Below are 24,940 nucleotides of genomic sequence, written 5' to 3' on the forward strand. Positions count from 1 at the left end.
GGGCTGTTCCTGCTCTATGCCCTACCCGCCGCCTTCGGCTTTCCGGCAGGCATCTGGACCTATCAGGCCATGGCACTGGCCAGCGTCGTCGCGACCGGCTGGCTGATCGCGCGGATGGCGGAGCGGCTCGGCTGGGGCGCGGGCGCGACGGCGGCGGGGGTCGCCTATATCCTGTGGCTCGACCTGCTTGGCGGACAGGGGGGCCAGGCGCCGGTCTTTTACAATTTGCTGATGATGGGGGCGGCCTGGGCGATCCTCGAATCGGATCGGCGAGGACTTCGCAGCCTGGGTCTTGCCGCAATGACGCTGGTCGGCCTTGTTCTGCAGATCAAATATTCGGCAGTGGTCGAGGGGATGGTCTTCGGCCTGTGGCTGCTGGTTGCAGAGTGGCGGCGAAGCCAGTCGCCTGTTGCCCTGATCCTTTATGGCCTCGCGCTGGTGGTCGTGTCACTGTTGCCCACCGCGATGGCGGCGGGCGTCTATGCCGCGATCGGGCAGTGGGACGCGTTCCTCTACGCCAATTTCCTGTCGATCTTTCACCGCAACCCCGATCCGATCGGCGAGTTGGCGGGCAATCTGGGGCAGATGGTCCTGATCCTCTCGCCCGTGGTCACGCTGGCGGTCCTCGGACTGAAGCGAGCGCGGCGCGGCCGGGAGCGGACCTTCCTCGCCGTCTGGCTGGGCGCCGCGATCATCGGAGTGCTGATATTCCGGCCGTGGTTCGACCATTACGGCCTGCCGATCCTGCTGCCCGCCTGTACGGCGGCGGCGGCCATGCTGGGGCGACAGGACTGGCGGCGGCGTCAGACCCCTGCCCTGCTGCTGATCGTGGCGCTGGCAGGGCAGATCGTGCTGCTGTCGTTGCGCCACGAACGCGGCGACGCGACCGAATTCGCCGCCCTGTCCCAGGGGGTCGGCAAGGGGCCGGGTTGCCTCTACGTCTATTCGGGCAGCACGATGCTCTATGTCGCGACCCAGCGCTGCGCCCTGTCGCGCTGGATCGTGCCCGCGCATCTCAGCCGCGCGCGCGAGGCCGGGGCCACCGGCGTCGATCAGGATAGCGAGATCGCCCGCATCCTCTCACAACACCCCGCCGTCGTGGTGATGCGCCCGCCCTATAATGGCGAGCGGCCCGAGGCGCATGCCCGCGTGCTCGCGGCGATGGCGGATGGCTACCGGCTGGCGGCGAAACTGCCGATGGGCAATGAGACGATCAGCGTCTATAAATCCACGCGATGAAACGCCTTCTCGCCTCGATCCATGACGTGTCCCCCCGTTTCGAGGGGGCGGTCGATGCGCTGTTCGATCGGCTGTCGGGGCATCTGGGCGGCCCGCGCCTCGCCATGCTGGTCATCCCCGACCATTGGAACAGCGCGCCGATCGCGCCCGGCACTCCCTTCGCCACGCGGTTGCGCAACTGGGCGGACATGGGGATCGAGATGTTCGTCCATGGCTGGTCGCACAAGGACGACATGGTCCATACCGACCAGAAGACCGCGCTGAAGGCCAAGCACATGACCGCGGGCGAGGGCGAGTTCGTCGGCCTGGATCGCGCCGAGGCGCTCCACCGGATGCAGCGCGGTACTGCCCTGATCGAGGATATCATCGGCCGCCGCGCGACCGGCTTCATCGCCCCTGCCTGGCTCTATTCGGACGAGGCGCGCCTGGCCTTGGGCGATGCGGGTTTCGGCCTCGCCGAGGATCACTTCCGCGTCTGGACGCCCGCCGACGGCAAGATCATCGCGCGCGGCCCCGTCGTCACCTGGGCCAGCCGGTCGCGCGGGCGCCAGCTGAGCTCGCTCGCCGCCGCCGCCGTGCTGCGTCACGGCCTGCGCCCGACCCCGGTCGCGCGCGTGGCAGTGCATCCGGGCGACAATGGCGTGCCCGCTTTGCTCGCCAGCATCGACAAGACCTATGCGCGGCTGGCGAAGACGCACACGCCGTCCCGCTACGCGGATTTGCTCGCCGCCTGAATCAGCGCGCGGCGAGGGTATGGAGGTAGCGTTGCCGCGCCTCCGACCCGCGTGAATAGCGTTTCAGCGTCTTCACCTCGCTGTGCGAGAGCCGGAAGCGGGAATAGCCCTTGTCCGCCAGGCAACGCTCGACATCGCCGAGCTGGATCGCATGAAGTCGGCGCTTTTGTCGGTCGGGCTGGGTCCGCAGGATCGAATTGATCCAATCGCTGGCATTGCCGCCGCTGTTCAGGTTGTTGTCGGCCGCCGTGAAGCCCGTGATGAACCGCTTTGCGGGTTCGTCCTGTGATACGTCACGGAAATAGCCGATCTTGGCGCATTCGACCGAATCGGCGCGATACTGGTCGAAAGCGATGCCAGGCTTGCCCCAGCTTTCGATCGGGGGACGGTCGGCGGCCTGCGCGGCAACCGAGGACGCCAGCATGATGCCGATCACGACTGCGAAGCCACGACTCATCGACCGTCTCCCATGACATCTTTGTCATGATGACAGACTCTCGGGGGCTACGAAAGCTCCGTTCCGGCTTAGGCGACGACCTGCAACTGCGCGCCCTCATCAAGCAATAGCTGATAGCGCGCGATCAGCGCCTCGGCATGGTCGCGGTCGCTGAACACCTTGCCTGCCGCGACCCGCGCGGCGTTGCGCAGCACGCGCTGGTCGCGCGACAGCAGCCGCTCGATCGCCTCGGCACAGGCCGCCCCGTCGCGGGCGCGGAAGGTTTCGGCGAACAGCGGGCTCGCCACCTCGGCGCACCCGCCATAATCGGGCACCACCAGCGGCAGGCCCGAGGCCAGCGCCTCGGAGGCCACCAGCCCGAACGTCTCGGTCTCGCAGCCATGCACCAGCGCGTCGCAGCTCGCCATGATCCGGGCGAGGCGCGGGCGGTCATAGACCGGGCGGAACAGGCGGATATGGGGGCTTCCCGCGATCCGCTTCTCCAGCGTCCGGCTGGCGACGCCGCCGCCGATCAGGATCAGGCCGACCGGCCGGGTCGAAGCCACACGCTCCACCGCGTCGATGACCATCGGCCAACGCTTTTCGGGGTGATGCCGCCCCAACCCCAGCAGCAGATGCGCATCCTCGGGGAGCGCGCACTGGGCCAGCAGCGCGGCGCGCAAGCGTTCGTCGCGATGGTCGGGCGAGAAGAAATGCCGCTCGATGCCCAGCGGTATCCCCTCGTCCACCCGCACGCCGCGCTTGCCCAGTCGCTTCACCAGCGCCGGGCCGTTGGACAGCACCAGGTCGTAATGGTCGAGGAAACGGTTCATGTAGCGGCTGTACCAGCTGAACCAGTCCTCAACCCGCTCCTGCGCGACCAGCCCGTCCAGCCAGCGGACCGGATAGGTGCCGACATTGTCATTGTGCATGAAGAAGACCTTCTTCGCGCGCCCCTGCCAGCTGGCGACGAACCAGGCGGGCTTGGCGGGCGAGGAAACTTCGACGATATCGGGGTCCAGCTCGTCGAGCAGACGGCATACCGGCGCGCCGTCCCAGAACATGCCGTAATTGGTGTCCAGGATCAGGCGCGGCGCCTTGATATAGATGATCTTGCCGCCGCCGGGGCGCTCCTCGACCACGTCCTCGGTGCCGGGGGCGAGCACGATCAGCTCATGCCCCATCTCGGCCAGAATCGACATCTTGCGGTCGATATAGGTCCGCACGCCCCCGCCGGTGGGGGAGTAGAACTCGTTGACGTCGACGATGCGCATCGCCCGTTCCTTACTCTACCGGGCCGAAGCCGCCCAGCCCCCGCAGATATTGGGCCCGGATCGTCGTCGTCGCCACGCCATTAGGCACGTCGATCAGCGCAGAGGCGAGCGGCGGCTTGCGACGGCCCAGCTTGGTATTGGCCGGAAAGCCCGCGCCGTCGCTCCAGAAGTTGAACTTGTTCTTGCCGTCGCGGTCATGGGTGAAGAGCAGCGCATAGCGGCCCGGATGCGGCACGCGAATGCACATCTCGACCCGCGCACCGCTGGCCGGGGTCGGCACCTGGACGCGGCGGAACGTCTTGCCCGCGCGGACCAGCACGCCGTCGTCCTGGAGGAAATCCTCCTCGTTCGCCGGATAGAGTTCCAGCTTGAGGTTGCCCTTGCGGTCCTTCAGCCCCTCGATCCGCGCAAGGATCGCGGGGCCGCCGCCACTGGCGCAGGCCGCCGCGTCGCTGCCCAGGATCTGCGCGCCCGCCGCCTGCGGCATCGCCGCCAGCGCGACCGCCGCCACCGCCATCATCTTCATCACGCGAATCATGCGCGTACCTTCCGAACCAATGCCGTCACGCCGAACCCGGCGATCAACACGACATGGACCAGCAGGGTCAGCGCCGCGGTGAACGCGATGAGTTCGCTCAGTTCCTGATCCTGCCCGATCAACAGGATCGCGAAATTGGCGAAAAGAAGGTCCTTGTTGGGCACCAGCGGCAGACGCGAGACGAGCAGCCGCGCCGCCGACAGGAACAACCACATGCCCAGCGACACGCTCGGCATCCCATAATGCCAGGCGAGCGCCACCAACAGCGAGTTGGCGATCAGGCGGACGCAGTGGACCATGAAGATCCACCACAGCGTCTTGCGGTCGAGCGAGAAGACCCGCCGCGAGAAGATCAGGAAGGGCAGCGAGGTCGCCATGACGATCGCGATCGATCCCCAGACGAGGTGCAGCTGCTCGGCCGTCAGCAGCTCGCGTCCGACCGGTAGGGCCAGGCCGATCATCAGCAGGGTGATGGCATTGCCCGCGATGGCGGACAGAATGCCGACATCCTTCACCGCGCCGAACGGGGCCGCGACCATCTTCGCGTTGGCGCGGGCCCAGGCGTAGAAATAGGCCTCGCCCGAATAGCTGAACGCCACTTCGTTCGCGATCCGCTTGCGGATCAGCGCGGCCATGCCGCTGAACGGAATGCCCCACAAACGGCGAAAGATGATGTAGTCGCCGATCGGCAACGCCATGTAGAGGCCGAAAAAGACCACATAGAAGAGCGGATTGGTCGGCACCGAATGGCTGAGCCCGACCAGGCCGCGCCCGAGCAGTTCGTGGCCCAGCCCGACGACCATGGCGAGGGTCAGCACGCTGCCGATAATGGCGGGCCAGCGGCTCTTGACCGTCTTCAACGGCTCCAGCGCGGCCATGTCACGGGCCACCGGACCGCCGGACCCGGCGGGCAGGACCTGTTGCGGGGTCATGGGATCATCTCGTTCATTCTGCACGTTAGGGAGATTCCTCGGCGGCGTACGCCGGTGGCGCCCGCTAACCTCAACACTGCTTTCTCGCACCTGAATAAGAATTCATCCTCTGTCGTGCGATTGTGTCCACCTTAGGGCTGAAACTGACATAATTGCGCGACAAGCCGCGATTAGCGCTTCGGGCATATCCCCTGTGAGCCTTTCGGAGCCCATGCCCGCCGATCACATCCTGACCTATGCCCTGGCGATGCGTGGCGGCGTGGAGGCGGCGCTGGGGCGGATGCTGCCGGGCTGGCTGAACCGGGGACGGCGGGTCACGCTGATCCTGGGAGACGAGGACGGCCAGTTCCAGGACAGCGTGCCGCGCGGGGTCGAGACGGTGGTGCTGGGCCATCAGCGCTATGGCGGGCTGTGCACCGTCCTGCCTGGCCTGGTCGATCGGGTGCGGCCCGACATCGTCTTCTGCCCGGGCAATCACTATACCGCCATGGCCGCCTGGACGCGCGCGCGCCTGGGCGGGGCCTGTCCGCCGATCGTCGCCAAAATGTCTAACGCGGTCCAGCGCGGCGACCAGGCGGCGCTGATCGCCTGGGGCCAGCGGCAATGGCTGGCCGCGCATCGCCATTTCCTCGACGCGCTGGTCGCGATGACCCCGGCCACCGCGCGCGAGGCGGGGAGTGCCACCGGCCTGTCGGTCGCGGTCATCCCCAACCCGCCGACCGTACTGCCCGGCACGCCCGCGCCCCGGCCGGTGTCGGCCGACCGCCGCATCCTGGGCGTCGGGCGACTGGAGCCGCAGAAGCGCTGGGACCGGTTGATCACCGCGATGACCCATCTGCCCGAGGATGTCGGCCTGACCATATTGGGCGAGGGCAGCCTGCGCCCCGCGCTGACCGCGCAGATCGAAATCCTCGGGCTGTCGCACCGCGTCTCGCTGCCCGGGCATAGCGCCAATGCGCCCGCCGCCATGGCCGCCGCGCCGGTGGTGGCGCTGTCCTCGGACTATGAGGGCGTGCCGGGCGTGCTGCGCGAGGCGCTGGCGGTCGGCACGCCGGTCGTGACCACCGATTCGAGCCCGGCGGTGCATGAGATCGTGTCCCACCCCTCGCTGGGCAGCATCGTGCCGCGCGAGGATGTGCGGGCACTGGCAGCGGCGCTGAACCATTGGCTGGCGCCGGTCACAGTACGCCCCGATCCCGTGCCACAGCCGGGACAGGATTCGCCCGAGCGCTATCTGGCGCTGTTCGATTCGATCGTCACCGCACGGAGCCGCCGCGGCGTGGTGGAGGCGGGTTCGCCGGAACCCGCGCTCCTGCGCTCAGCCGATATCGGCTTCGGCCCGCGCGCTGTCGCCGTCGCGCGCCGCCTCGCGCTCCGACCGGCGCTGTAGCGCGGTCTTCGCCATCGCGGTCATCGGATCGGCCAGCGCCAGACCTAGTATGCCGAACAGCGCGCTCGCCATGATCTGGGTCGAGAGGGTCAGCGCGGGCGGCAGGTCGACGGTGCGCTTGGCGACCATCGGCACCACGACATAGCCGTCGAAGGTCTGCACGATCAGATAGGTGCCGATCGCCCAGAAGCCCGCATCGCTACCGGCCGAAAAGCCGACCGCGATCATCAGCGTGCCGGTGACGATCGCCCCGATATTGGGAATGAAGGCCAGGATGCCGGCGATGATGCCCAGCAGCAGCGCCATCGGCACGCCGCCGATCATCAGCGCGATGCCGGTCAGCACCCCCTCCACCGCCATGCCCAGCAGACGCCCGGCGAGCAGGCGGCGCAGCGTGAACATGACGCGCTCTTGCGTGATCGCGAATTCGGCGCGCGCGGCACGCGGCACGAACCATTGCAGGCCGCGCGCATAGCCCTCGGGGTCCATCGCCAGGAACAGGCCGATGATCAGGATCATGAACATCGTGGTGACCGCGCCCACCGCGGTGCCGACCCAGGAGGTCAGCTTGCCGATCGACCCCACCGACTGCTTCAACAGGCCGTTGATGTCCGACGTGCCGGGCATCAGCCCCTGCGATGACAGCCAGCCGGTGACCTTGCCCGCCTGCGTCTCCAGCGTGGAGCGGAGCTGCGTCACCTGCTGCGTCATCTCGACGCCAGTCAGGTAGAAGGTGCCGAGCAGGAAGGCGACGACCGCCAGCACGACGATCAGCAACCGCCAGCCGCGTCCGATCGGCAACACCCGGCCGAGCAGCCGCACCCCGCCGTCGAGCAGCGTGGCAAAGACCAGCCCGGCAAAGATCACCAGCAGCGGCTGGACCAGCAGCACCGCCACCGCCATCGCGGCGATCAGCCCCAGCCAGATCGCCGCGCGTGTCAGCTCCCGCCGGACAAAGCCTTCCCGGAACTCGATCGGCGCCGGGCGGTCGGTCAGCGGGGCCGGATCGCTCATGGCGTGGCGCCGTTGCCGGCCTTGACCGTGGTCGGGTGCAGCGACAGGCCCGCCCGGCCCGACCGCAGCGACGTCCACCAGGTCACCGGGTTGAGCGTCGTGTCCCCGTCCAGGCTGAAGGTCACGAACTCGGCACGTCCGCCGATATTCTCATAGGGCACCGGCCCGCCCAGCCCTAGCTCGGCCAGCGAGAAGCGGCTGTCGGCCGAACGGTCGCGATTGTCGCCCATCAGGAAGACGTGATCGGCCGGGATGGTGATCGCCGGATAATTGTCGCCTGGGCTCCAGCCCATTTCGACCGTGTCGTAACGGCGGCCATTGGGGAGCGTCTCGGTCACGATCGGCAGGTGGCAGACCCACTGGCCGGTCGCCGTGCGGACGCGCGCGTCATCGCCATAGTCGGTGCACGGGCTGTTCGTATCGATGGGGATGTCGATATAATGGAGCGGCCCGCGCTGCACCGGCTTGCCGTTCAGAATCACCGTGCCGTCGCGCACCGCCAGCGTATCGCCGGGCAGGCCGATCACCCGTTTGATATAGTCGTTATGCGTGCCCGGCGGGGTCACGATCACCACGTCGCCCCGTGTCGGCAGCGAACCGAACAACCGGCCATGGATGAAGGGCAGCTGATAGCTCCAGCTGTCCTCGCGCTGGCGCAGGACCAGCGACTTGAAGATCGCGACCGGGTTGGGAATGGTCGGCGAGACATAGGACCAGCCATAGGCGAATTTCGACACCACCAGCCGGTCGCCGACGCGCAGGCCCGGCAGCATCGATTCGGACGGGATATAGAAGGGCTTGGCGATGAAGCTGTGGAAGCCCAGCACGATCAGGAGCAGCCAGAACAGCCCCTTGATCTCCGACCACCAGTCGGTGCCCTTCTTCTTGGCCGCTGGCGTCGGGGGCGGCGGCGCGGCGTTGACCGGCTGATCGCTCCCCGGTTGAGCGGGGGCCGAGCCCTGGTTCGTGTCCAACACCGCGTCCTTCATGCGGAAACTTCCGGTCGTGCCTCGATCACGACAAAGGCCTGGGCCCAAGGGTGATCGTCGGTCATGGTCAAGTGAATATGCGCGACGTGGCCCGCCGGGGTCATCGCGTCAAGCCGTTCGCGCGCGCCACCCGTCAAATGCAAGGTCGGCGCACCGCCGGGAAGGTTCACGACTCCGATATCGCGCATGAACACGCCCTGCGCAAAACCGGTGCCGACCGCCTTGGAAAAGGCCTCCTTGGCGGCGAAGCGCTTGGCATAGGTGCCCGCGCGGGTGAAGGGGCGCTTGGCCGCCTTGGCCTGCTCGATATCGGTGAAACAGCGCGCCTCGAAACGGCCGCCATGCCGGTCGAGCGCAGCCTGGATACGCTCGATATTGCAGAGGTCGGAGCCCAGACCGATGATCACACTCTTTCCTCCCCTTGCAGGGGAGGTGTCAGTCCGCAGGACTGACGGAGGGGTGTCACGGCCAGCGGGGACACCCCTCCACCACGGCTTCGCCGTGGTCCCCCTCCCCTTGCAGGGGAGGAATGAGGGACAGCCATCACCGCGCGAGATCCATCGCGGCGCGCATCTTGCGCACGACCTCGGGCAGGCCGACGAACACCGCGTCCGCGATCAGGAAATGGCCGATGTTCAGCTCGCGCACCTGTGGGATCGCCGCGATGGGCGCGACATTATCGTATGTGAGGCCATGGCCGGCATGAACCTCGATCCCGTTCTTGGCCGCCAGCGCCGCCGCGTCCGACAGGCGGCGCAGCTCCGCGCTGCGCGCCTCGCCATCCAGTTCGGCATAACGGCCGGTATGCAGCTCGACCACCGGCACGCCCAGATGCAGCGCCGCCTCGATCTGGCGGGGATCGGGTTCGATGAACAGCGAGACGCGGATACCCGCCTCGCCCAGCTTCGCGACCATGGGCGCCAGCCACCCCCGCTGTCCGGCGGCGTCGAGGCCGCCCTCGGTCGTGCGCTCCTCACGCTTTTCGGGGACGATGCAGGCGGCGTGCGGGCGATGCTTCAGCGCGATGGCGAGCATCTCCTCGGTCGCCGCCATTTCCAGGTTGAGTGGCACGGTCAGTTCCGCCGACAGCCGGGCGATATCGGCATCGGTAATGTGCCGCCGGTCCTCACGCAGATGCGCGGTGATGCCGTCCGCCCCCGCCTCTGCCGCGACCAGCGCCGCCTGGACCGGATCGGGATAGCCTGCGCCGCGCGCATTTCGCACGGTCGCGACATGGTCGATATTGACGCCCAGGCGTAAGTGCTCGGTCATGCCGCCGCCCGGCTCCCCGGCTTGATCGCGGGGATCGCCGCCAGTTCGGGGGGAAGTGCGTCGGGGCTGTAGCTGGGCACGTCCAGCCGGATCAGCGGGAAGAAGGGCACACCCAGATCGGCCGCCCCGTTCGAGCGGTCGACCAGCGAAGCGGCCGCGATCGTCTCGCCGCCTTCACGCGCGATGGCGGCGATCGCCTCGCGGCTCGACAGGCCGGTCGTGACCACGTCTTCCATCATCAGCACCTTCTGCCCCGGTTCCAGGCGGAAGCCGCGGCGGAGGTGGAAGGTTCCCTCGGGCCGCTCCAGGAACATACCCGACATGCCCAGCGCGCGCGCCATTTCATGACCGACGATCACGCCGCCCATGGCGGGGGCGACGACGGCGCTGATCTGCGCCCTGATGTCCGCCGGAATCTTGGCGGCGACCGCCTCGCACAGCCGGGCGGCACGGGCCGGGTCCATCAGGACTCGCGCGCATTGCAGATAGCGCGAGCTGCGCAGGCCAGAGGAGAGGATGAAATGCCCTTCGAGCAGCGCCTCGGCGGCGCGGAACTCGGCGAGGACGTCTTCATCGGTCATGGGGCAACTCCGGCATCGATCAGATGACCCGGCCTCATAGGATCGCCCTCGCGCCCGTGCAATCTGGCATGTGACACTATGGGTTGAGGGGGCGCGGTCCCGTGCTATAGTCGACCTAACAAAAACGACAGGATGCCCCGCCCAAAGACCGTCGGACGACCGATGGACCGGTGAGGGAGATGGGAGACGAAAGCGGGATGAGCGAGGTCAAGCGCATGTCCGGACCCCGGAGGATGAGGATGCCGACTCGGATGAAAGCGCTGGCGATCGCCGCCGGGCTGGGCTGTGCCGCGCTGTCGGGGGCCGCGTTCGCGAAACCCGCCGCCGCCCCGCAAGCTGCCACCGCCCCGCAAGCTGCCGCCGCTCCCGCGGGGGCCGCGAACACCGCGCCGACCACCGCCGCGGCTCCCACCACCACCGCACCGACCAGCCCGCTGCTGGCGCAGGACGGCGCGCCCGCCATCGCCATCGACCCCAAGGTCGGCCTGCCGATCGACGGCCGGATCGGGCTCCAGCCGCAGGTGACGAAGAACGGCGAATTCGCGCACTGGATGCACAACGACGTCCTGCTGCCGGTCATCACCGCGATCTGCGTCCTCGTCCTGCTGCTGCTCGCCTGGGTCGTCTTCCGCTTCCGCCGCGCCGCCAATCCGGTGCCGTCGAAGACCAGCCACAACACCTTTATCGAGGTGCTGTGGACGCTGGGCCCCGTCGTCGTCCTGGTCCTGATCGCCATCCCCTCGATCGGGCTACTCCAGGCGCAGTTCAAGCCCGCACCCGCCGGGGCCGTCACGCTGAAGGCGATCGGCAACCAATGGTATTGGACCTATCAATACCCGGATCATGGCGGGATCGAGATCACCGCCAACATGCTGAAGGAAAAGGATCAGGTGTCGCCCGGTGAGCGCGCGCGCACCGATGTCGACGGCCCGCGCCTGCTGGCGGTGGACAATCGCATCGTCCTGCCCGTCGGCGTGCCGATCCGCCTCATCACCACCTCGAACGACGTCATCCACAGCTGGGCGATCCCGGCCTTCTGGATGAAGCTGGACGCGGTGCCCGGCCGGTTGAACGAGACGAGCTTCACCATCGAGAAGCCGGGCCTGTATTTCGGCCAGTGCTCCGAACTGTGTGGCGCGCGCCACGGCTTCATGCCGATCGCGGTGCAGGCGGTCAGCCCGGCCCAGTTCGCCGCTTGGATCGCGGCCAAGGGCGGCAAGATGCCCGGCGCGGCCACGCCCTCCGCCGCCGTCATCCCGCAGCCCGGTGCCGAGGGTTCGGCCGCCGAAGCCACCCAGGCGAATGCGGCCGAGGCGGTGACCGGTCCGGCGGACAACGCCGCGACGCCTGCCCAGTCCTCCACTTCCGCACAGGGCGCCACCGGCAATCCGGCCGGCCCCGGCAACGCTGGACAATAAGCCATGACCGACACCGCACTTCACCCCGGATCGGCTTTCGTCGGTCATGACGATCACCACCACGCGCACCATGACGCCGATCACAAGCCCGGCTTCTTCGCGCGCTGGTTCCTGTCGACCAACCACAAGGATATCGGCACCCTCTATCTGATCTTCGCGATCGTGGCGGGCATCATCGGCGGCGGGATCTCCGGCCTGATGCGCGCCGAGCTGCGCGAGCCCGGCATCCAGTATCTGGGTATCTGGGCGGGGATGCTGCATGGCGGTGCGCAGAGCCTCGACCAGTCGCTGCACCTGTGGAACGTGCTCATCACCGCGCACGGCCTGATCATGGTGTTCTTCATGGTCATGCCCGCGATGATCGGCGGGTTCGGCAACTGGTTCGTGCCGATCATGATCGGCGCGCCCGACATGGCGTTCCCGCGCATGAACAACGTGTCCTTCTGGCTGCTGATCCCGGCCTTCACCCTGCTGCTCGCCTCGCCCTTCTTCGGGTCGGGCGCGGGCGTGGGCTGGACGGCGTATGCCCCGCTATCGACCTTCGGCGAGCCGGGCCCCTCGGTGGACATGGCGATCCTGGCGCTCCACCTGGCGGGTGCCTCGTCGATCCTGGGCGCCATCAACTTCATCACCACCATCTTCAACATGCGCGCGCCGGGCATGACGCTGCACAAGATGCCGCTGTTCGTCTGGTCGGTGCTGGTCACCGCCTTCCTGCTGCTGCTGTCGCTGCCGGTGCTGGCCGCCGCGATTACCATGCTGCTGACCGATCGCAACTTCGGCACGACCTTCTTCGACCCCGCCGGGGGCGGCGACCCGATCCTGTACCAGCATCTCTTCTGGTTCTTCGGCCATCCCGAAGTGTACATCATGATCCTGCCGGGCTTCGGCATCGTCAGCCAGATCATCGCGACCTTCAGCCGCAAGCCGGTCTTCGGCTATCTCGGCATGGCCTATGCCATGGTCGCGATCGGTGTGGTCGGCTTCGTCGTGTGGGCGCACCACATGTTCGCCACCGGCCTTTCCGTGAACACCAAGATGTATTTCACCGCCGCGACGATGATCATCGCGGTGCCCACCGGCATCAAGATCTTCTCGTGGATCGCGACCATGTGGGGCGGCTCGCTGACCTTCAAGACGCCGATGGTCTGGGCGATCGGCTTCATCTTCATGTTCACCGTCGGCGGCGTGACCGGCGTCGTGCTCGCGAACGGCGGCATCGACGATTACATGCACGACACCTATTATGTCGTCGCGCACTTCCACTATGTCCTGTCGCTGGGCGCGGTGTTCGCCCTGTTCGCGGGTTTCTATTACTGGTTCCCCAAGATGTCGGGGAAGATGTATAGCGAGCTGCTCGGCCAGCTGCATTTCTGGGTGTTCTTTGCGGGTGTGAACCTGCTGTTTTTCCCGATGCACTTCCTGGGCCTGCAGGGCATGCCGCGCCGCTACCCGGATTATCCGGACGCCTTTGAGATGTGGAACCGCGTCGCGACCCATGGTTACGAGATCATGGCGGTCGGCATGGGCTTCTTCTTCATCAACCTGGTCTGGTCGCTGATCGCGGGCAAGCCCGCCGGGGACAATCCCTGGGGCGAGGGCGCGACGACGCTGGAATGGACACTGTCCAGCCCCCCGCCCTATCACCAGTTCGAGACGCTGCCGCGCATCGACTGATCGACCTCAAACACCGGAAAACGGGCCTCGAAACAGCGGTTTCGGGGCCCTTTTCGTTACGCTTTTGTGATGACCGAAAGCTTTCCGTCGGATCGCCGCTCCCCTGCGACGAACCGTAGGGGTTCTTCATATTTCGTTAGCCACACAGGCCGCATCCTGAGCCCCGGTCGCCGAGCAGGCGGCAGTAGCGGGTATGAATCCATGATGGGGCGGGAATTTCCGGTGGAGCCAGTGCTGGCGACCACCGAAGAGGGGGCATTTGCGCCGGTCGCCGATGAGCGATCCGGCGATGAACAATCCGGCGGGGCAAATTCGGCGCACCGGCTGCTGGCAGTCGGCGGGTCGGTCCTGCCGCTGGTGGCGCTGGCCGCCTGTGGCGATGGCGGCTCTGGCGGGACCGCAAGTGCCGGGGGCGGCACCGCGACCACGGCGGGCTCCTCCACGCCGGTCGTCGTCGTCACCCCGCCGCCCACCGCCACCGAAGCGAGCCGCTTCCTGGCCCAGGCGACCATGGGCGCGACCCGCGGCACGATGGATGCGGTCGTCTCGCGCGGTTATGATGGCTGGCTGACCGACCAGTTCGCGCTGCCCCGCGCCACCAGCCATTGGGACTGGTTGGTCGCCAACGGCTATGACGCCGCCGCCAATCGCAACATCGTGTCAGGCCTCGACCCCACGCTCTGGCGGCAGATGATCGTCGAGCCCGACCAGTTGCGCCAGCGGGTCGGCATGGCGCTGCTCGACATCCTGGTCGTCGGCATCGACGGTATCGGCGATGCGTGGCGTACGTTCAGCATGGCGGCCTATGTCGACATCCTGCTCGACAATGCGTTCGGCAATTACCGCGATATCCTGGGCGCGATCACGACCAGCTTCGCCATGGGCTCTTACCTGACCTTCCTCAACAATCGGAAGGCCAATGCGACCACCGGTGCCCAGCCCGACGAGAATTATGCGCGCGAGTTGATGCAGCTGTTCACGCTGGGCCTCTATCAGCTCAACATGGACGGCTCGCCCAAGATGAACGGCAGCCAGCCGATCGAAACCTATGGCCAGGCCGATGTGTCGGGGCTGGCGCGTGTGTTCACCGGCCTGTCCCCGGCGACCTCGGACAGCTCGACGCCCGCCCGCTATCGCATGCCGCTGGTGATGAATGCCGGGATCAACGAAACCGGCGCGTCGAGCTTTCTGGGCACCACGGTCAGCGGTGGTGGCATGGCCGCGGTCAAGACCGCGCTGGACACGATCTTCGCCCATCCCAACGTGCCGCCCTTCATATCGAAGCAGCTGATCCAGCGGCTGGTGACCAGCAACCCCTCGCCCGCCTATGTCACCCGCGTCGCGACCAAGTTCGCCGACAATGGCCAGGGCGTACGCGGCGACATGAAGGCGGTGATCCGCGCCATCCTGCTCGACAGCGAGGCGCGCACGTTGCCGACCACCGCCACGGCGGGCAAGCTGCGCGAGCCGGTGTTCCGGCTCACCGGCTGGGCGCGCGCCTTCGCGGCCAACTCGCCCTCGAACGCCTGGGCGATCGGCGACACCTCCAACGCTGCGACCCGGCTGGGTCAGGCCAAGGGGCACAGTCCCTCGGTCTTCAACTTCTACCGCCCCGGCTACACCCCGCCCGGCACCGCGCTGGCCAGCAGCGGCCTGGTCGCGCCCGAGTTCCAGATCGCCAACGAACAGAGCGTCGTCGGCTATGTGAACTTCATGTACGGCGTGATCGCGAACGGCATCGGAGACGTGAAGGCCGATTACAGCGCGATCCTGACCAAGGCGGCCGACACGCAAGGACTGGTCGACGAGGTCAATCTGGTGCTCGCCGCCGGGCAATTGTCGACCACGACCGTGGCCGCGATCCGCGATGCCGTCGACAGCGTGTCGGCCACCGCGACCAATGGCCCGGTGAACCGGGTCGGCATCGCGATTCTACTGACCATGGCCTCCCCCGATTATCTGACCCTGCGGTGATGAACATGACCCAAGACCAATCCCGCCGCGCTTTCCTGAAGCGCAGCGCGCTGCTCGGCCTGGCCGGCACCGCGACCCCGTTCGTCACCAGCCTGGCCGCGATCGGCGAGGCGGCCGCCGCCACCGCCTCGGATTACAAGGCGCTGGTGTGCGTGTTCCTCTATGGCGGCAACGATTACGCGAACACGCTCGTCCCCTATGACGAGAGCAGCTTCGCCGCCTATACCGCCGCGCGCGCCAATATCGGGTATCAGCGGTCGGCACTGGCGGGGTCGGTCCTGAACCCGGCGGTCGCGCTCCCCGGGGGCCGCATCTATGCGCTGTCGCCCTCCATGCCCGAGATGAACCAGCTGTTCGCGGCGGGCAAGATGGCGGTCGCGCTGAACGTCGGCACGCTGGTCGAGCCGACGACCAAGACGCAGTTCACCCGCAACACCGTCAAGCTGCCGCCCAAGCTGTTCAGCCACAACGACCAGCAGAGCTTCTTCCAGGCGTCCAACCCCGAAGGCGCGACGAGCGGCTGGGGCGGGCGGATCGGCGACGTGTTCCAGAGCGGCAACGGGGCCGCCGCGCTGACCTGCATCAACACCAGCGGCAATGCCGTCTATCTGACCGGGCGGAGCGCGATCCAATATGCGGTCGGCACCGGCGGGCCGGTCGCGCTGCTCAATAACAGCCGGACACTGTATGGCTCGTCCGGCGCGCTCGACACGCTGCGCCGCCTGATGACCACCGAGGGCGGCTCGGAGATGGGCAGCGAATATGCCCGCATCTCTAAGCGCGCGCTCGACGTCCAGGCCCAGCTCAGCAGCGCGCTGGCCGGGGCACCCGCCGCCAATTTCCCGCTCTTCCCCACCGGCAATTCGCTCGCCGACCAGTTGAAGATGGTCGCGCGCATGATCTCGGTCAGCCAGACGCTGGGCCTGAAGCGTCAGGTGTTCTTTGTGTCGATGGGCGGCTTCGACCTGCACGACAATCTGGTCGCCCAGCATCCCGGGCTGCTCGCCAAGGTCTCTTCGGCATTGAAGGCGTTTTATGACACCACCGCCGTGCTGGGCGTCGCCAATCAGGTGACCAGCTTCACCGCATCGGACTTCGGCCGGACGCTGCAATCGAACGACGACGGCTCGGACCATGGCTGGGGCGGCATGCACTTCGTCGTCGGCGGCGCGGTGCGGGGCCAGCGCTTCTATGGCAAGGCGCCGACGGTCGGCAACGGCACCAGTGACGATGTCGGCCAGGGCCGCCTGCTGCCCACCATGGCGGTCGACCAATATGCCGCGACGCTGGCCAGCTGGTTCGGCATCGACTCGAGCGGCCTGCGCACCGTGCTCCCCAATATCGGCAATTACGACGCATCGACCTGGAATCAGGGCTTTATGGGATGACACCTGTCAGGTAACGTTACAACATATTGAACTTGGGCAATTTACCGATCAGCGCCAATCGGAAAAACTTGTGCCCATCGCCTTCTGGCAGGGAAGACGGGCGGGACCCATCTGAACGCCGCGATCGTTCGGTCGCGTCCCAGATTTCCCAAAGGAGCTTCCATGCCCACTCCCGCCAAGGGTTATGCCGCCCAGTCGGCCGAGACCCCGCTCGCGCCCTTCTCGTTCGAGCGGCGCGATCCGAAGGGCGACGATGTCGCCATCGACATCCTCTATTGCGGCGTCTGCCACTCCGACCTGCACACCGCGCGCGGCGAGTGGGCAGGCACCCAATATCCGTGCGTGCCGGGACATGAGATCGTCGGCCGCGTGACCGCCGTCGGCGGCGACGTGACGAAGTACAAGGTCGGCGACCTGGTCGGCGTCGGCTGCATGGTCGACAGCTGCGGCCATTGCCCATCCTGCCATGATGGCGAGGAGCAATATTGCGAGACGACCGGTTTCGTCGGCACCTATAATGGCCCCGATCCCGTGCTGGGCGGTCACACCTTTGGCGGCTATTCCGACCATATCGTGGTCAAGGAAGGCTTCGTCCTGAAGATCAACCATGACGCAGCCGATCTCGCCGCCGTCGCGCCGCTGCTCTGCGCGGGCATCACTACCTATTCGCCGCTGCGCCACTGGAAGGTCGGGCCGGGCCAGAAGGTCGGCATCGTCGGGCTCGGCGGTCTGGGCCATATGGGCGTGAAGATCGCCGCCGCCATGGGCGCCGAGGTCTATGTCTTCTCGACCTCGCCCAACAAGGCCGAGGATGCCAAGCGGCTGGGTGCCAAGGACCTGATCGTGTCCAAGGACGAGGCGCAGATGGCAAGCCACGCCAACAGCTTCGACTTCATCCTGAACACGGTCGCGGCGCCGCACAACCTCGACGCGTTCCTGATGTTGCTGAAGCGCGACGGGACGATGACGCTGGTCGGCGTGCCGGATTCGCCGCACCCCTCGCCCTCGGTCGGAAACCTGGTCTTCCGCCGCCGTTCGCTGGCCGGTTCGCTGATTGGCGGCATCGCCGAGACGCAGGAGATGCTCGACTTCTGTCACCAGCATGGCCTGACCGCCGACATCGAGATGATCGCGATGGACGAGGTCAACACCGCCTATGACCGGATGCAGAAGAGCGATGTGAAGTACCGCTTCGTCATCGACATGGCGACGTTGAAGGAATGAGCCTGGTTTAGGCCACTCCCTCGAAGCTGGGCACGCCCCTCCCGCAGGCGGGAGGGGATGGGGGAGGGAAAAGCCACAAGCGTTGATCTCGGTGATACTCCAGGCCCTCCCCCCGTCCCCCTCCCGTTTACGGGAGGGGGTGCGCTTTTGGCGGGCGGGGTATCCTTTCAAGACAACCCCTTCGATTGCCCCCCTCCTCGCCAAGCCCTATATGCGGGGCTCTCATGTCCAGCATCCCATCCTCCGTCTTCATTCCCGCCGACTGGCGCGACTTCCTGGCGCTCACCAAGCCGCGGGTGATGACGCTGGTGGTGTTTACCGGCCTGTGCGGGATGCTGGCGGCCCCCATCGGCATCGATCCGGTCATCGGCTTCACCGCCATATTGTGCATCGCGCTGGGCGCGGGCGCGGCGGGGGCGCTGAACCAATGGTATGAGGCGGACCTCGACGCACTGATGAAGCGCACCGCCAAGCGGCCGCTGCCCGCCGGGCGCATGACCCGCGAATCGGCGCTGCATTTCGGGGTAGGGCTGGCCTGTTTCTCGGTCCTGCTGATGGGGCTGGCGGTCAATTATGTCGCCGCCGGAATCCTGACCGTCTCGATCCTGTTCTATGTGCTGGTCTACACCGTCTGGCTGAAGCGCCGGACGCCGCAGAATATCGTGATCGGCGGGGCGGCGGGCGCCTTTCCGCCGCTGATCGGCTGGGCGGCGGCGACGGGCGAGATCGCGCTGCTCCCCTTCCTGCTGTTCAGTCTGGTCTTCCTGTGGACGCCGCCGCATTTCTGGGCGCTCGCGCTGTTCGTGAAGACCGATTACGCCAATGCGGGCGTGCCGATGCTGCCCGTCGTCGCGGGTGAGCGGGTGACGCGTGCGCAGATCGGGCTCTACACCATTCCGATGGCGATCGCCGCCGTCGCGCCCTGGCCACTCGGGCTGACCGGATCGATCTATGGCGTGATCGCGACCGCCGGGACGGCGCTGTTCGCCGCCTATGCCGCGATCGTCGCGTTTCGGCATACCCAGCCCGAAGACACGATGAAGCCCGAGAAGCGGCTGTTCAAATATTCGATTCTCTATCTTTTCCTTCTCTTTGGCGCGCTGGTGGTGGATCGTTGGGCATGACGCCTGACGATTCGAATCGGATTCGCGCCAAGCAGCGCGCCCGCGCCACCGCCATGGCATTGCTGCTCGGCTTTCTGGTGGTGCTGATCTTCTTCATCACCCTGTCGAAAATCCGGGCGGGCATGCACTGATGCGGATGACGCGCCAGGGTAGGACGGTCGCCCTCGCCCTGTTCGGCGTGGTGTTCATGACCGGCCTCGCCTTTGCCAGCGTGCCGCTCTACCGCATGTTCTGCCAGGTGACGGGCTATCAGGGTACGACCCAGCGCGGCAGTCAGGCGCCGGGCAGCGTCCACCGCCAGATCACGGTCAATTTCGACGCCAATGTCTCCTCGCGGCTCGCCTGGACCTTCAAGCCGGAGAACCCGCACGAAACGGTCGATATCGGCGCGCGCGACATAGTGTTTTTCACCGCCACCAACAACGCGAAAGTGCCGGTGACGGGCACCGCGACCTTCAACGTCACCCCCGACCAGGCGGGGCGCTATTTCACCAAGATCCAGTGCTTCTGCTTCACCCAGCAGACGCTGAAACCCGGTGAGACCGCGCGGATGCCGGTCATCTTCTTCATCGACCCGAAGATCCTGAACGACCCCGATGCGAAGGACATCGAGACCATCACCCTGTCCTACACATTTTACCCGGTGGATTCGGCGAAGAAAGCGGGTTAGCCTGTCCCCAAAATAGCAAAAAGCTAAGGGACGGGATCATGGCTGGCGCAAAGAACCACGATTATCATATCCTGCCGCCGAGCCCCTGGCCGCTGGCCAGTTCGATGTCGGCGCTGCTCATGGCCTCGGGCGCGATCATGTGGATGCACAGTGCGCCGGGCGGCGGCTGGGCGTTCCTGGCCGGGCTGGCCGCCGTTCTCTTCTGCATGGGCAGCTGGTGGGCGGACGTGGTGCGCGAGGCGCATCATGGCGATCATACCCCGGTGGTGCAGCTGCATTTCCGCTATGGCATGATCCTGTTCATCGCCTCGGAGGTGATGTTCTTCGTCGGCTGGTTTTGGGCCTTTTTCGACTTCTCGCTCTTCCCGACCGCGATGAGCTTCGTCGACGGACAGGTCGAGCGCGCGGCCGAGGGCGCGACCGCCATCGCCGCGCAGTGGCCCCCCAAGGGGCTGGAGGTGATCGACGCCTTCAAGCTACCGCTGCTCAACACGCTGATCCTGCTGACCAGCGGCACCACCGTCACTTGGGCGCACCATGCGCTGATCCACAACCAGCGTGGCGGTGAGAAGAAGGGGCTGTGGGGTGCTCTCGGCGTCGGCGACCGCGACGGCGTGCTGAAGGGGCTGTGGCTGACCGTCGTGCTCGGCCTGATCTTCAGCGCGATCCAGGCCTATGAGTATGTCCATGCGCCCTTCCCCTTCAAGGGGATCAACTATGGCGCGGCCTTCTTCATGGCGACCGGGTTCCACGGCTTCCACGTCATCGTCGGCACCATCTTCCTGATCGTCTGCCTGATCCGCGCCTATCGCGGCGATTTCACGCCGCGCCAGCATTTCGGGTTCGAGGCGGCGGCCTGGTACTGGCATTTCGTCGACGTGGTGTGGCTGTTCCTGTTCGTCACCATCTATGTCTGGGGTGGCTGGGGCGCGCCGGTTCATAGTGGCTGAGTTTACGCCGCCCACGATCGCGCAGGCGGCATTTCAGGGGCTGTGTCCGCGTTGCGGCCAGCCCCATTTGTTTGCGGGGCCGCTCCTCTCGACGCATCTGGCGACCTTCGCGGAACGGTGCAGCGCCTGCGGGCTGGACTTCACCCGGTTCAATGTCGGGGACGGGCCCGCTGCTTTCCTGACCCTGATCCTGGGCACCGTCATCACCATCGCGGCGATCATCGTCGAACTGACGATCCATCCGCCGCTGTGGCTGCACATGCTGATCTGGCTGCCGCTGACGGCGGTGGGCGTCGTCTATTCCTTGCGCATCGCCAAGGGTGCGCTGATGGCCGCCGAGTATCGCAACGAAGCGCGCGAGGGCGCGGTCGTCGCTCCCCCGGATGACCAGGACGCATGAGGCGCGTACCGATCCTCCCCACGCTGATCGTCGGCCTGGCGGTCGCCGCGATGATCGCGCTGGGGCTGTGGCAGCTGCTCGACCGTCTGCCGCAGAAGGAAGCGTATCTGGCGCAGTTGGCCGCCAATCCGACGCGGCCCGTCATCGCCTTCCCGCTCTATCCCGACGAGCGCCTGCTCTTTCGCCGCGCGAGCGCCGATTGCCGCCCGCCCGTCGCCATCCGGCGTGCAGGGGCGGGGGCGGCGGGCTTTCGCCTGATCGCCACCTGTTCGGTGCCGCAAGGGGCGATGCAGGTCCAGCTCGGCACCACCCATGATCCGCGCAAGGAAGTCACCTGGTCCGGCGGGCGGGTCACCGGCCATATCGCCCATGCCCCCGATAGCCGCTCGCTGATCCAGTCAGCCTTCGACCATCGGCCGCAGGCGATGCTGTTGGTCGCCGATACACCCGTCGGCGGGCTGGAGGCGAATGCGCGCCCCGACCTCGACTCGGTGCCCAACAACCACCTTGCCTATGCCATCCAATGGTTCCTGTTCGCCGCCATCGCCGCAATTATCTATGCTTTGGCGGTCTTTCGACGCAATCGAATGGTTGTCGCGGGGCCTGCACCCCGTTAAGCCGCACCGCATCATGCGCTATCTCAGTACCCGTGGCTCCGCCCCCATCCTCGATTTCCGGGGCGCGACCCTGGCCGGTCTCGCCAGCGATGGCGGGCTTTACGTGCCCGAGGTCTGGCCGACCCTGACCCGTGAGGAGATCGAGGGGCTGGCGGGCCTGTCTTATGCGCAGACCGCCGCGCGGATCATGGCGCCGTTCGTCGGCGACAGCCTGACGCCAGAGGAACTCCAGGGTCTATGCGACACCGCCTATGGCCGTTTCTCGCACGCCGCCGTGACGCCTTTGGTCCAGCTCGACCATGACCAGTGGCTGCTGGAGCTGTTCCACGGCCCGACGCTGGCGTTCAAGGACGTCGCGCTCCAGATGCTGGGCCTGCTCTTCGAGCGGTTCCTGCGCGGCACCGACACCCGCCTGACCATCGTCGGCGCGACCAGCGGCGACACCGGATCGGCCGCGATCGACGCGGTGGCGGGGCGCGCCAATATCGACATCTTCATGCTGCACCCGGCGGGCCGCGTCACCGAGATCCAGCGTCGCCAGATGACGACAGTGCTCGCGCCCAACGTCCACAACATCGCGATCGAGGGGAATTTCGACGACGCGCAAGCGCTGGTGAAGGCGATGTTCAACGACCGCGCCTTTGCCGATCGCCATACCCTGTCGGCGGTCAACTCGATCAACTGGGCGCGGTTGATGGCGCAGGTCGTCTATTATTTCTACGCCGCCGTCCGGCTGGGCGCGCCGGGCAAGGCCGTCGCCTTCTCGGTGCCGACCGGCAATTTCGGCGATGTTTTTGCGGGCTATGTCGCGGCGCGCATGGGGCTTCCCGTCGAGCGGCTGATCGTCGCGACCAACGTCAACGACATCCTCCACCGCGCGCTGTCCTCGGGCGACTATTCCAAGGGGCAGGTCCAGGCGACCGCCACGCCGTCGATGGACATCCAGGTCAGCTCGAATTTCGAGCGGCTGCTGTTCGACGCGAACGGCCGCGACGGCGCGGCGCTGGCGAGCCAGATGAAGGGGTTCGAGGGGACGGGCGCGATGCGGCTGACCAATGCGCAGAGCCAGGCCATCGCCCCGCTCTTCACCAGCACGCGCGTCGATGCCGACGACATGAGCCGGGCGATGCGCTGGGCCCATGACGAGGCGGGCCAGGTGCTCGATCCCCACACCGCCATCGCGCTGTCGGCCGCGCGCGCCGCCGAGACGAGCGCGCCCGTCGTCACGCTCGCCACCGCGCACCCGGCCAAGTTCACCGATGCGGTCGAGCGCGCAACCGGCGTCCGCCCGCCCCTTCCGCGCCGTGTCGGTGACCTGTTCGAGCGCGAGGAACGCTTCACCACCCTGCCCGCTACCTTCGACGCGGTGACGGCCTTTATCGACGGGCATGGTTTGCGCTAACGCGGGTCCATGAAACTCGAAACGATGATCGGCGAGCCCTGGGCGGATTACGGGCTTGTCGACTCCGGCCATGGCCGCAAGCTGGAACGCTATGGCCGGTTCCGCTTCATCCGCCCCGAACCGCAGGCGATGTGGGCCCCCGCCACCTCCGACTGGCGCGCGGCGGCCGAGTTCGTGCCCGGCTCGGACGAGGATGGCGGCGGCCGCTGGAATTTCAACGAGCCGGTCCCGCGCGAGGGCTGGCCGCTGAAGTGGAACGAGGTGCGCTTTACCGCGCAGAACACGCCGTTCCGCCATCTGGGCTTCTTCCCCGACATGGCGCCGGTGTGGAGCTGGATGCGCGAGCAGGTCGACGGGCTGGCCGAGCCGGAGTGCATGAACCTGTTCGGCTATACCGGTGTCGGTACGCTGGCGATGGCGAGCGCAGGCGCGAAGATGGTCCATGTCGACGCGTCGAAGAAATCGGTCGAGGCGGCGCGCGGCAATGCGATGCTGTCGGGCCTGGGCGATGCGCCGGTCCGCTGGATCATCGACGACGCGGCCAAGTTCGTCGCGCGCGAGGTGCGGCGCGGGCGACGCTATGACGGCATCCTGCTCGACCCGCCGAAATATGGCCGCGGCCCGGAGGGTGAGGTCTGGCGGCTGGAGGAAGACCTGCCCGGCCTTATCGCCAATTGCCGCCAGCTGCTGGACGCGGATTCGCGCTTCCTGTTCCTGACCGTTTATGCCGTGCGAATGTCGGCGATGGCGATCGGCGAGATGATGCGCCAGGTCATGGCCGACCTGCCCGGTAAGGTGGAATGCGGCGAGCTGGGCGTGCGCGAGGAAGCGCGGGGGCTCACCCTGCCTACCGCCATCTGGGCGCGGTGGAGCCGGTAAGCGATCAGCCCGAGCGAGGGGGGCACATCTCGATCAGCGCGACCTCATAGGTCGCGACCGCTCCAGCGGCCTCGAACCGCCGGGCGATACGGCGCATCGCGCCCGGCGGGATCGGCCGATGCCCGTCGCGCGGCGTCCCTGCGCCGATCGACCGCAGTGCGCGCATGAAGTCCGCCGCTGAATCGTGCCGCTGCGTGAACGTCCGCCTCTCGACGCGCCATCCCGTCGCGAGGAGCCGATCGGCAGCAGGATAGACCGGGCTTCCGGCCGCAAATCCTTCCGCCCGGTGCGCCTCATGCCACGCCGCAAATGTGCCCTCGGTCAGCGTCGTCACCAGCAGCAGCCCCCCCGGTGCAAGGAATTGGGCCAGCCGCCGCAAGCCACCTTCCAGATCGGTGAACCACTGCACGGCCAGGCTGCTGACAATCAGATCGAACGGCGCTTCGTCCGGCAGATCGGGATGTTCGCCATCCATGACCCGCCCGCGCGCGGACGGATTCGCAGCAAGGCCGCGCGCCAGCATGGCAGGCGCGATGTCGGTCATCAGCCAGTCGACCCGCCCGATCCGGGGCAGAGTTGCTCGCGTCAGGAAGCCGGTGCCGCATCCTACCTCCAGCACACGCAGCGCAGACGGCGCGACCGTGACGATCCGGTCGGCCAGCCAGTCGGCGACCTGCCGCTGCACCACCGCATACGCGTCATAAGCCGAGGCAGCGTCGAAGGCCCGCGCGATCACTTTCGCTTCAGCCATCAGCTCAGTCGCGCACCGACCGGATCGCCGCCGCCGCGATCCACGGCGCGCCCGCGACCAGCAGCAG

Annotated in this window: 26 protein-coding genes; 16 read left to right on the top strand and 10 right to left on the bottom strand. The window is 67.0% G+C overall.

Features of this window, described 5'->3' with window-relative positions; translation table 11 throughout:
- On the top strand, positions 1–1,239 hold a 1,239-nt coding region (locus SB4_RS19885), incomplete at its 5' end, for a hypothetical protein (protein WP_058751111.1).
- Entirely contained in the window at positions 1,236–1,973 is a 738-nt protein-coding gene (locus tag SB4_RS01425; protein WP_058751112.1) for a polysaccharide deacetylase family protein, read from the top strand. The genes SB4_RS19885 and SB4_RS01425, both read left to right, overlap by 4 nt.
- A 1-nt stretch (position 1,974) precedes the next feature.
- On the opposite strand, the gene SB4_RS01430 is transcribed toward SB4_RS01425, so the two are convergent.
- From SB4_RS01430 to SB4_RS01445, 4 genes are all read right to left on the bottom strand, one after another.
- Positions 1,975–2,430, bottom strand: a complete 456-nt coding sequence (locus SB4_RS01430) for a hypothetical protein (protein ID WP_058751113.1) — start codon at positions 2,428–2,430, stop codon at positions 1,975–1,977.
- Positions 2,431–2,498: 68 nt separating this feature from the next.
- Entirely contained in the window at positions 2,499–3,683 is a 1,185-nt protein-coding gene (locus SB4_RS01435; protein ID WP_058751114.1) for a glycosyltransferase, read from the bottom strand.
- Between the two features lie 10 nt (positions 3,684–3,693).
- Entirely contained in the window at positions 3,694–4,221 is a 528-nt protein-coding gene (locus SB4_RS01440) for a DUF2141 domain-containing protein (RefSeq protein WP_058751115.1), read from the bottom strand.
- Entirely contained in the window at positions 4,218–5,153 is a 936-nt protein-coding gene (locus SB4_RS01445) for a hypothetical protein (RefSeq protein WP_058751116.1), read from the bottom strand. The genes SB4_RS01440 and SB4_RS01445 overlap by 4 nt, the downstream gene beginning before the upstream one ends.
- 211 nt (positions 5,154–5,364) lie before the next feature.
- Here SB4_RS01445 and SB4_RS01450 point away from each other — a divergent pair, with 211 nt between their 5' ends.
- Positions 5,365–6,543 carry a glycosyltransferase gene (locus SB4_RS01450; protein WP_082669887.1) on the top strand — a complete coding sequence of 393 codons (1,179 nt, stop codon included), beginning with the start codon at positions 5,365–5,367 and terminating at the stop codon, positions 6,541–6,543.
- Here the strand turns inward: SB4_RS01450 and SB4_RS01455 are convergent.
- The 5 genes from SB4_RS01455 to pyrE all read right to left on the bottom strand — a co-directional run bounded on the left by SB4_RS01455 (position 6,472) and on the right by pyrE (position 10,399).
- Entirely contained in the window at positions 6,472–7,557 is a 1,086-nt protein-coding gene (locus SB4_RS01455; protein ID WP_058751117.1) for an AI-2E family transporter, read from the bottom strand. The genes SB4_RS01450 and SB4_RS01455 overlap by 72 nt on opposite strands.
- Positions 7,554–8,546 carry a signal peptidase I gene (gene lepB, locus SB4_RS01460; RefSeq protein WP_058751118.1) on the bottom strand — a complete coding sequence of 331 codons (993 nt, stop codon included), beginning with the start codon at positions 8,544–8,546 and terminating at the stop codon, positions 7,554–7,556. Before lepB ends, SB4_RS01455 begins: the two co-directional genes overlap by 4 nt.
- On the bottom strand, positions 8,543–8,953 hold the full coding sequence (acpS, locus tag SB4_RS01465) for a holo-ACP synthase (RefSeq protein WP_058751119.1): 411 nt from the start codon (positions 8,951–8,953) through the stop codon (positions 8,543–8,545). Before acpS ends, lepB begins: the two co-directional genes overlap by 4 nt.
- Positions 8,954–9,089: 136 nt before the next feature.
- Complete coding sequence (locus SB4_RS01470) at positions 9,090–9,818, bottom strand: pyridoxine 5'-phosphate synthase (protein ID WP_058751120.1); 729 nt, start codon at positions 9,816–9,818, stop codon at positions 9,090–9,092.
- A complete protein-coding gene (pyrE, locus tag SB4_RS01475; protein WP_058751121.1) occupies positions 9,815–10,399 on the bottom strand; it encodes an orotate phosphoribosyltransferase in 585 nt (194 codons plus the stop codon). The genes SB4_RS01470 and pyrE overlap by 4 nt, the downstream gene beginning before the upstream one ends.
- 251 nt (positions 10,400–10,650) lie before the next feature.
- Between pyrE and coxB the strand changes: the two genes are divergently transcribed.
- The 13 genes from coxB to SB4_RS01535 all read left to right on the top strand — a co-directional run bounded on the left by coxB (position 10,651) and on the right by SB4_RS01535 (position 24,122).
- Positions 10,651–11,817, top strand: a complete 1,167-nt coding sequence (coxB, locus tag SB4_RS01480) for a cytochrome c oxidase subunit II (protein ID WP_058751122.1) — start codon at positions 10,651–10,653, stop codon at positions 11,815–11,817.
- A gap of 3 nt (positions 11,818–11,820) precedes the next feature.
- On the top strand, positions 11,821–13,494 hold the full coding sequence (ctaD, locus tag SB4_RS01485; RefSeq protein WP_058734875.1) for a cytochrome c oxidase subunit I: 1,674 nt from the start codon (positions 11,821–11,823) through the stop codon (positions 13,492–13,494).
- A gap of 201 nt (positions 13,495–13,695) precedes the next feature.
- A complete protein-coding gene (locus tag SB4_RS01490; protein ID WP_082669888.1) occupies positions 13,696–15,468 on the top strand; it encodes a DUF1800 domain-containing protein in 1,773 nt (590 codons plus the stop codon).
- A gap of 5 nt (positions 15,469–15,473) precedes the next feature.
- Entirely contained in the window at positions 15,474–16,856 is a 1,383-nt protein-coding gene (locus SB4_RS01495) for a DUF1501 domain-containing protein (RefSeq protein ID WP_338112924.1), read from the top strand.
- A gap of 162 nt (positions 16,857–17,018) precedes the next feature.
- Positions 17,019–18,080, top strand: coding sequence for an NAD(P)-dependent alcohol dehydrogenase (locus SB4_RS01500; protein WP_058751124.1), 1,062 nt, complete (start codon positions 17,019–17,021; stop codon positions 18,078–18,080).
- A 224-nt stretch (positions 18,081–18,304) separates the two neighbouring features.
- Entirely contained in the window at positions 18,305–19,204 is a 900-nt protein-coding gene (locus SB4_RS01505; RefSeq protein WP_058751125.1) for a heme o synthase, read from the top strand.
- Positions 19,201–19,335, top strand: coding sequence for a hypothetical protein (locus SB4_RS20485; protein ID WP_275044973.1), 135 nt, complete (start codon positions 19,201–19,203; stop codon positions 19,333–19,335). Before SB4_RS01505 ends, SB4_RS20485 begins: the two co-directional genes overlap by 4 nt.
- On the top strand, positions 19,335–19,874 hold the full coding sequence (locus SB4_RS01510) for a cytochrome c oxidase assembly protein (protein WP_058751126.1): 540 nt from the start codon (positions 19,335–19,337) through the stop codon (positions 19,872–19,874). Before SB4_RS20485 ends, SB4_RS01510 begins: the two co-directional genes overlap by 1 nt.
- Positions 19,875–19,912: 38 nt before the next feature.
- Positions 19,913–20,824 carry a cytochrome c oxidase subunit 3 gene (locus SB4_RS01515; protein WP_058751127.1) on the top strand — a complete coding sequence of 304 codons (912 nt, stop codon included), beginning with the start codon at positions 19,913–19,915 and terminating at the stop codon, positions 20,822–20,824.
- A complete protein-coding gene (locus SB4_RS01520; protein WP_082669889.1) occupies positions 20,784–21,224 on the top strand; it encodes a DUF983 domain-containing protein in 441 nt (146 codons plus the stop codon). Before SB4_RS01515 ends, SB4_RS01520 begins: the two co-directional genes overlap by 41 nt.
- Positions 21,221–21,841, top strand: a complete 621-nt coding sequence (locus tag SB4_RS01525) for an SURF1 family cytochrome oxidase biogenesis protein (RefSeq protein ID WP_058751129.1) — start codon at positions 21,221–21,223, stop codon at positions 21,839–21,841. Before SB4_RS01520 ends, SB4_RS01525 begins: the two co-directional genes overlap by 4 nt.
- Positions 21,842–21,854: 13 nt before the next feature.
- Entirely contained in the window at positions 21,855–23,243 is a 1,389-nt protein-coding gene (gene thrC, locus SB4_RS01530) for a threonine synthase (protein WP_058751133.1), read from the top strand.
- 9 nt (positions 23,244–23,252) lie between these two features.
- Entirely contained in the window at positions 23,253–24,122 is an 870-nt protein-coding gene (locus SB4_RS01535) for a class I SAM-dependent methyltransferase (RefSeq protein ID WP_058751130.1), read from the top strand.
- A gap of 4 nt (positions 24,123–24,126) precedes the next feature.
- On the opposite strand, the gene SB4_RS01540 is transcribed toward SB4_RS01535, so the two are convergent.
- Positions 24,127–24,940: methyltransferase (locus SB4_RS01540; protein WP_338112925.1), on the bottom strand; the 814-nt coding region annotated here is incomplete at its 5' end.

The sequence above is a fragment of the Sphingomonas sanguinis genome, assembly GCF_001476905.1.
Classification (GTDB): Bacteria; Pseudomonadota; Alphaproteobacteria; order Sphingomonadales; family Sphingomonadaceae; genus Sphingomonas; species Sphingomonas sanguinis_B.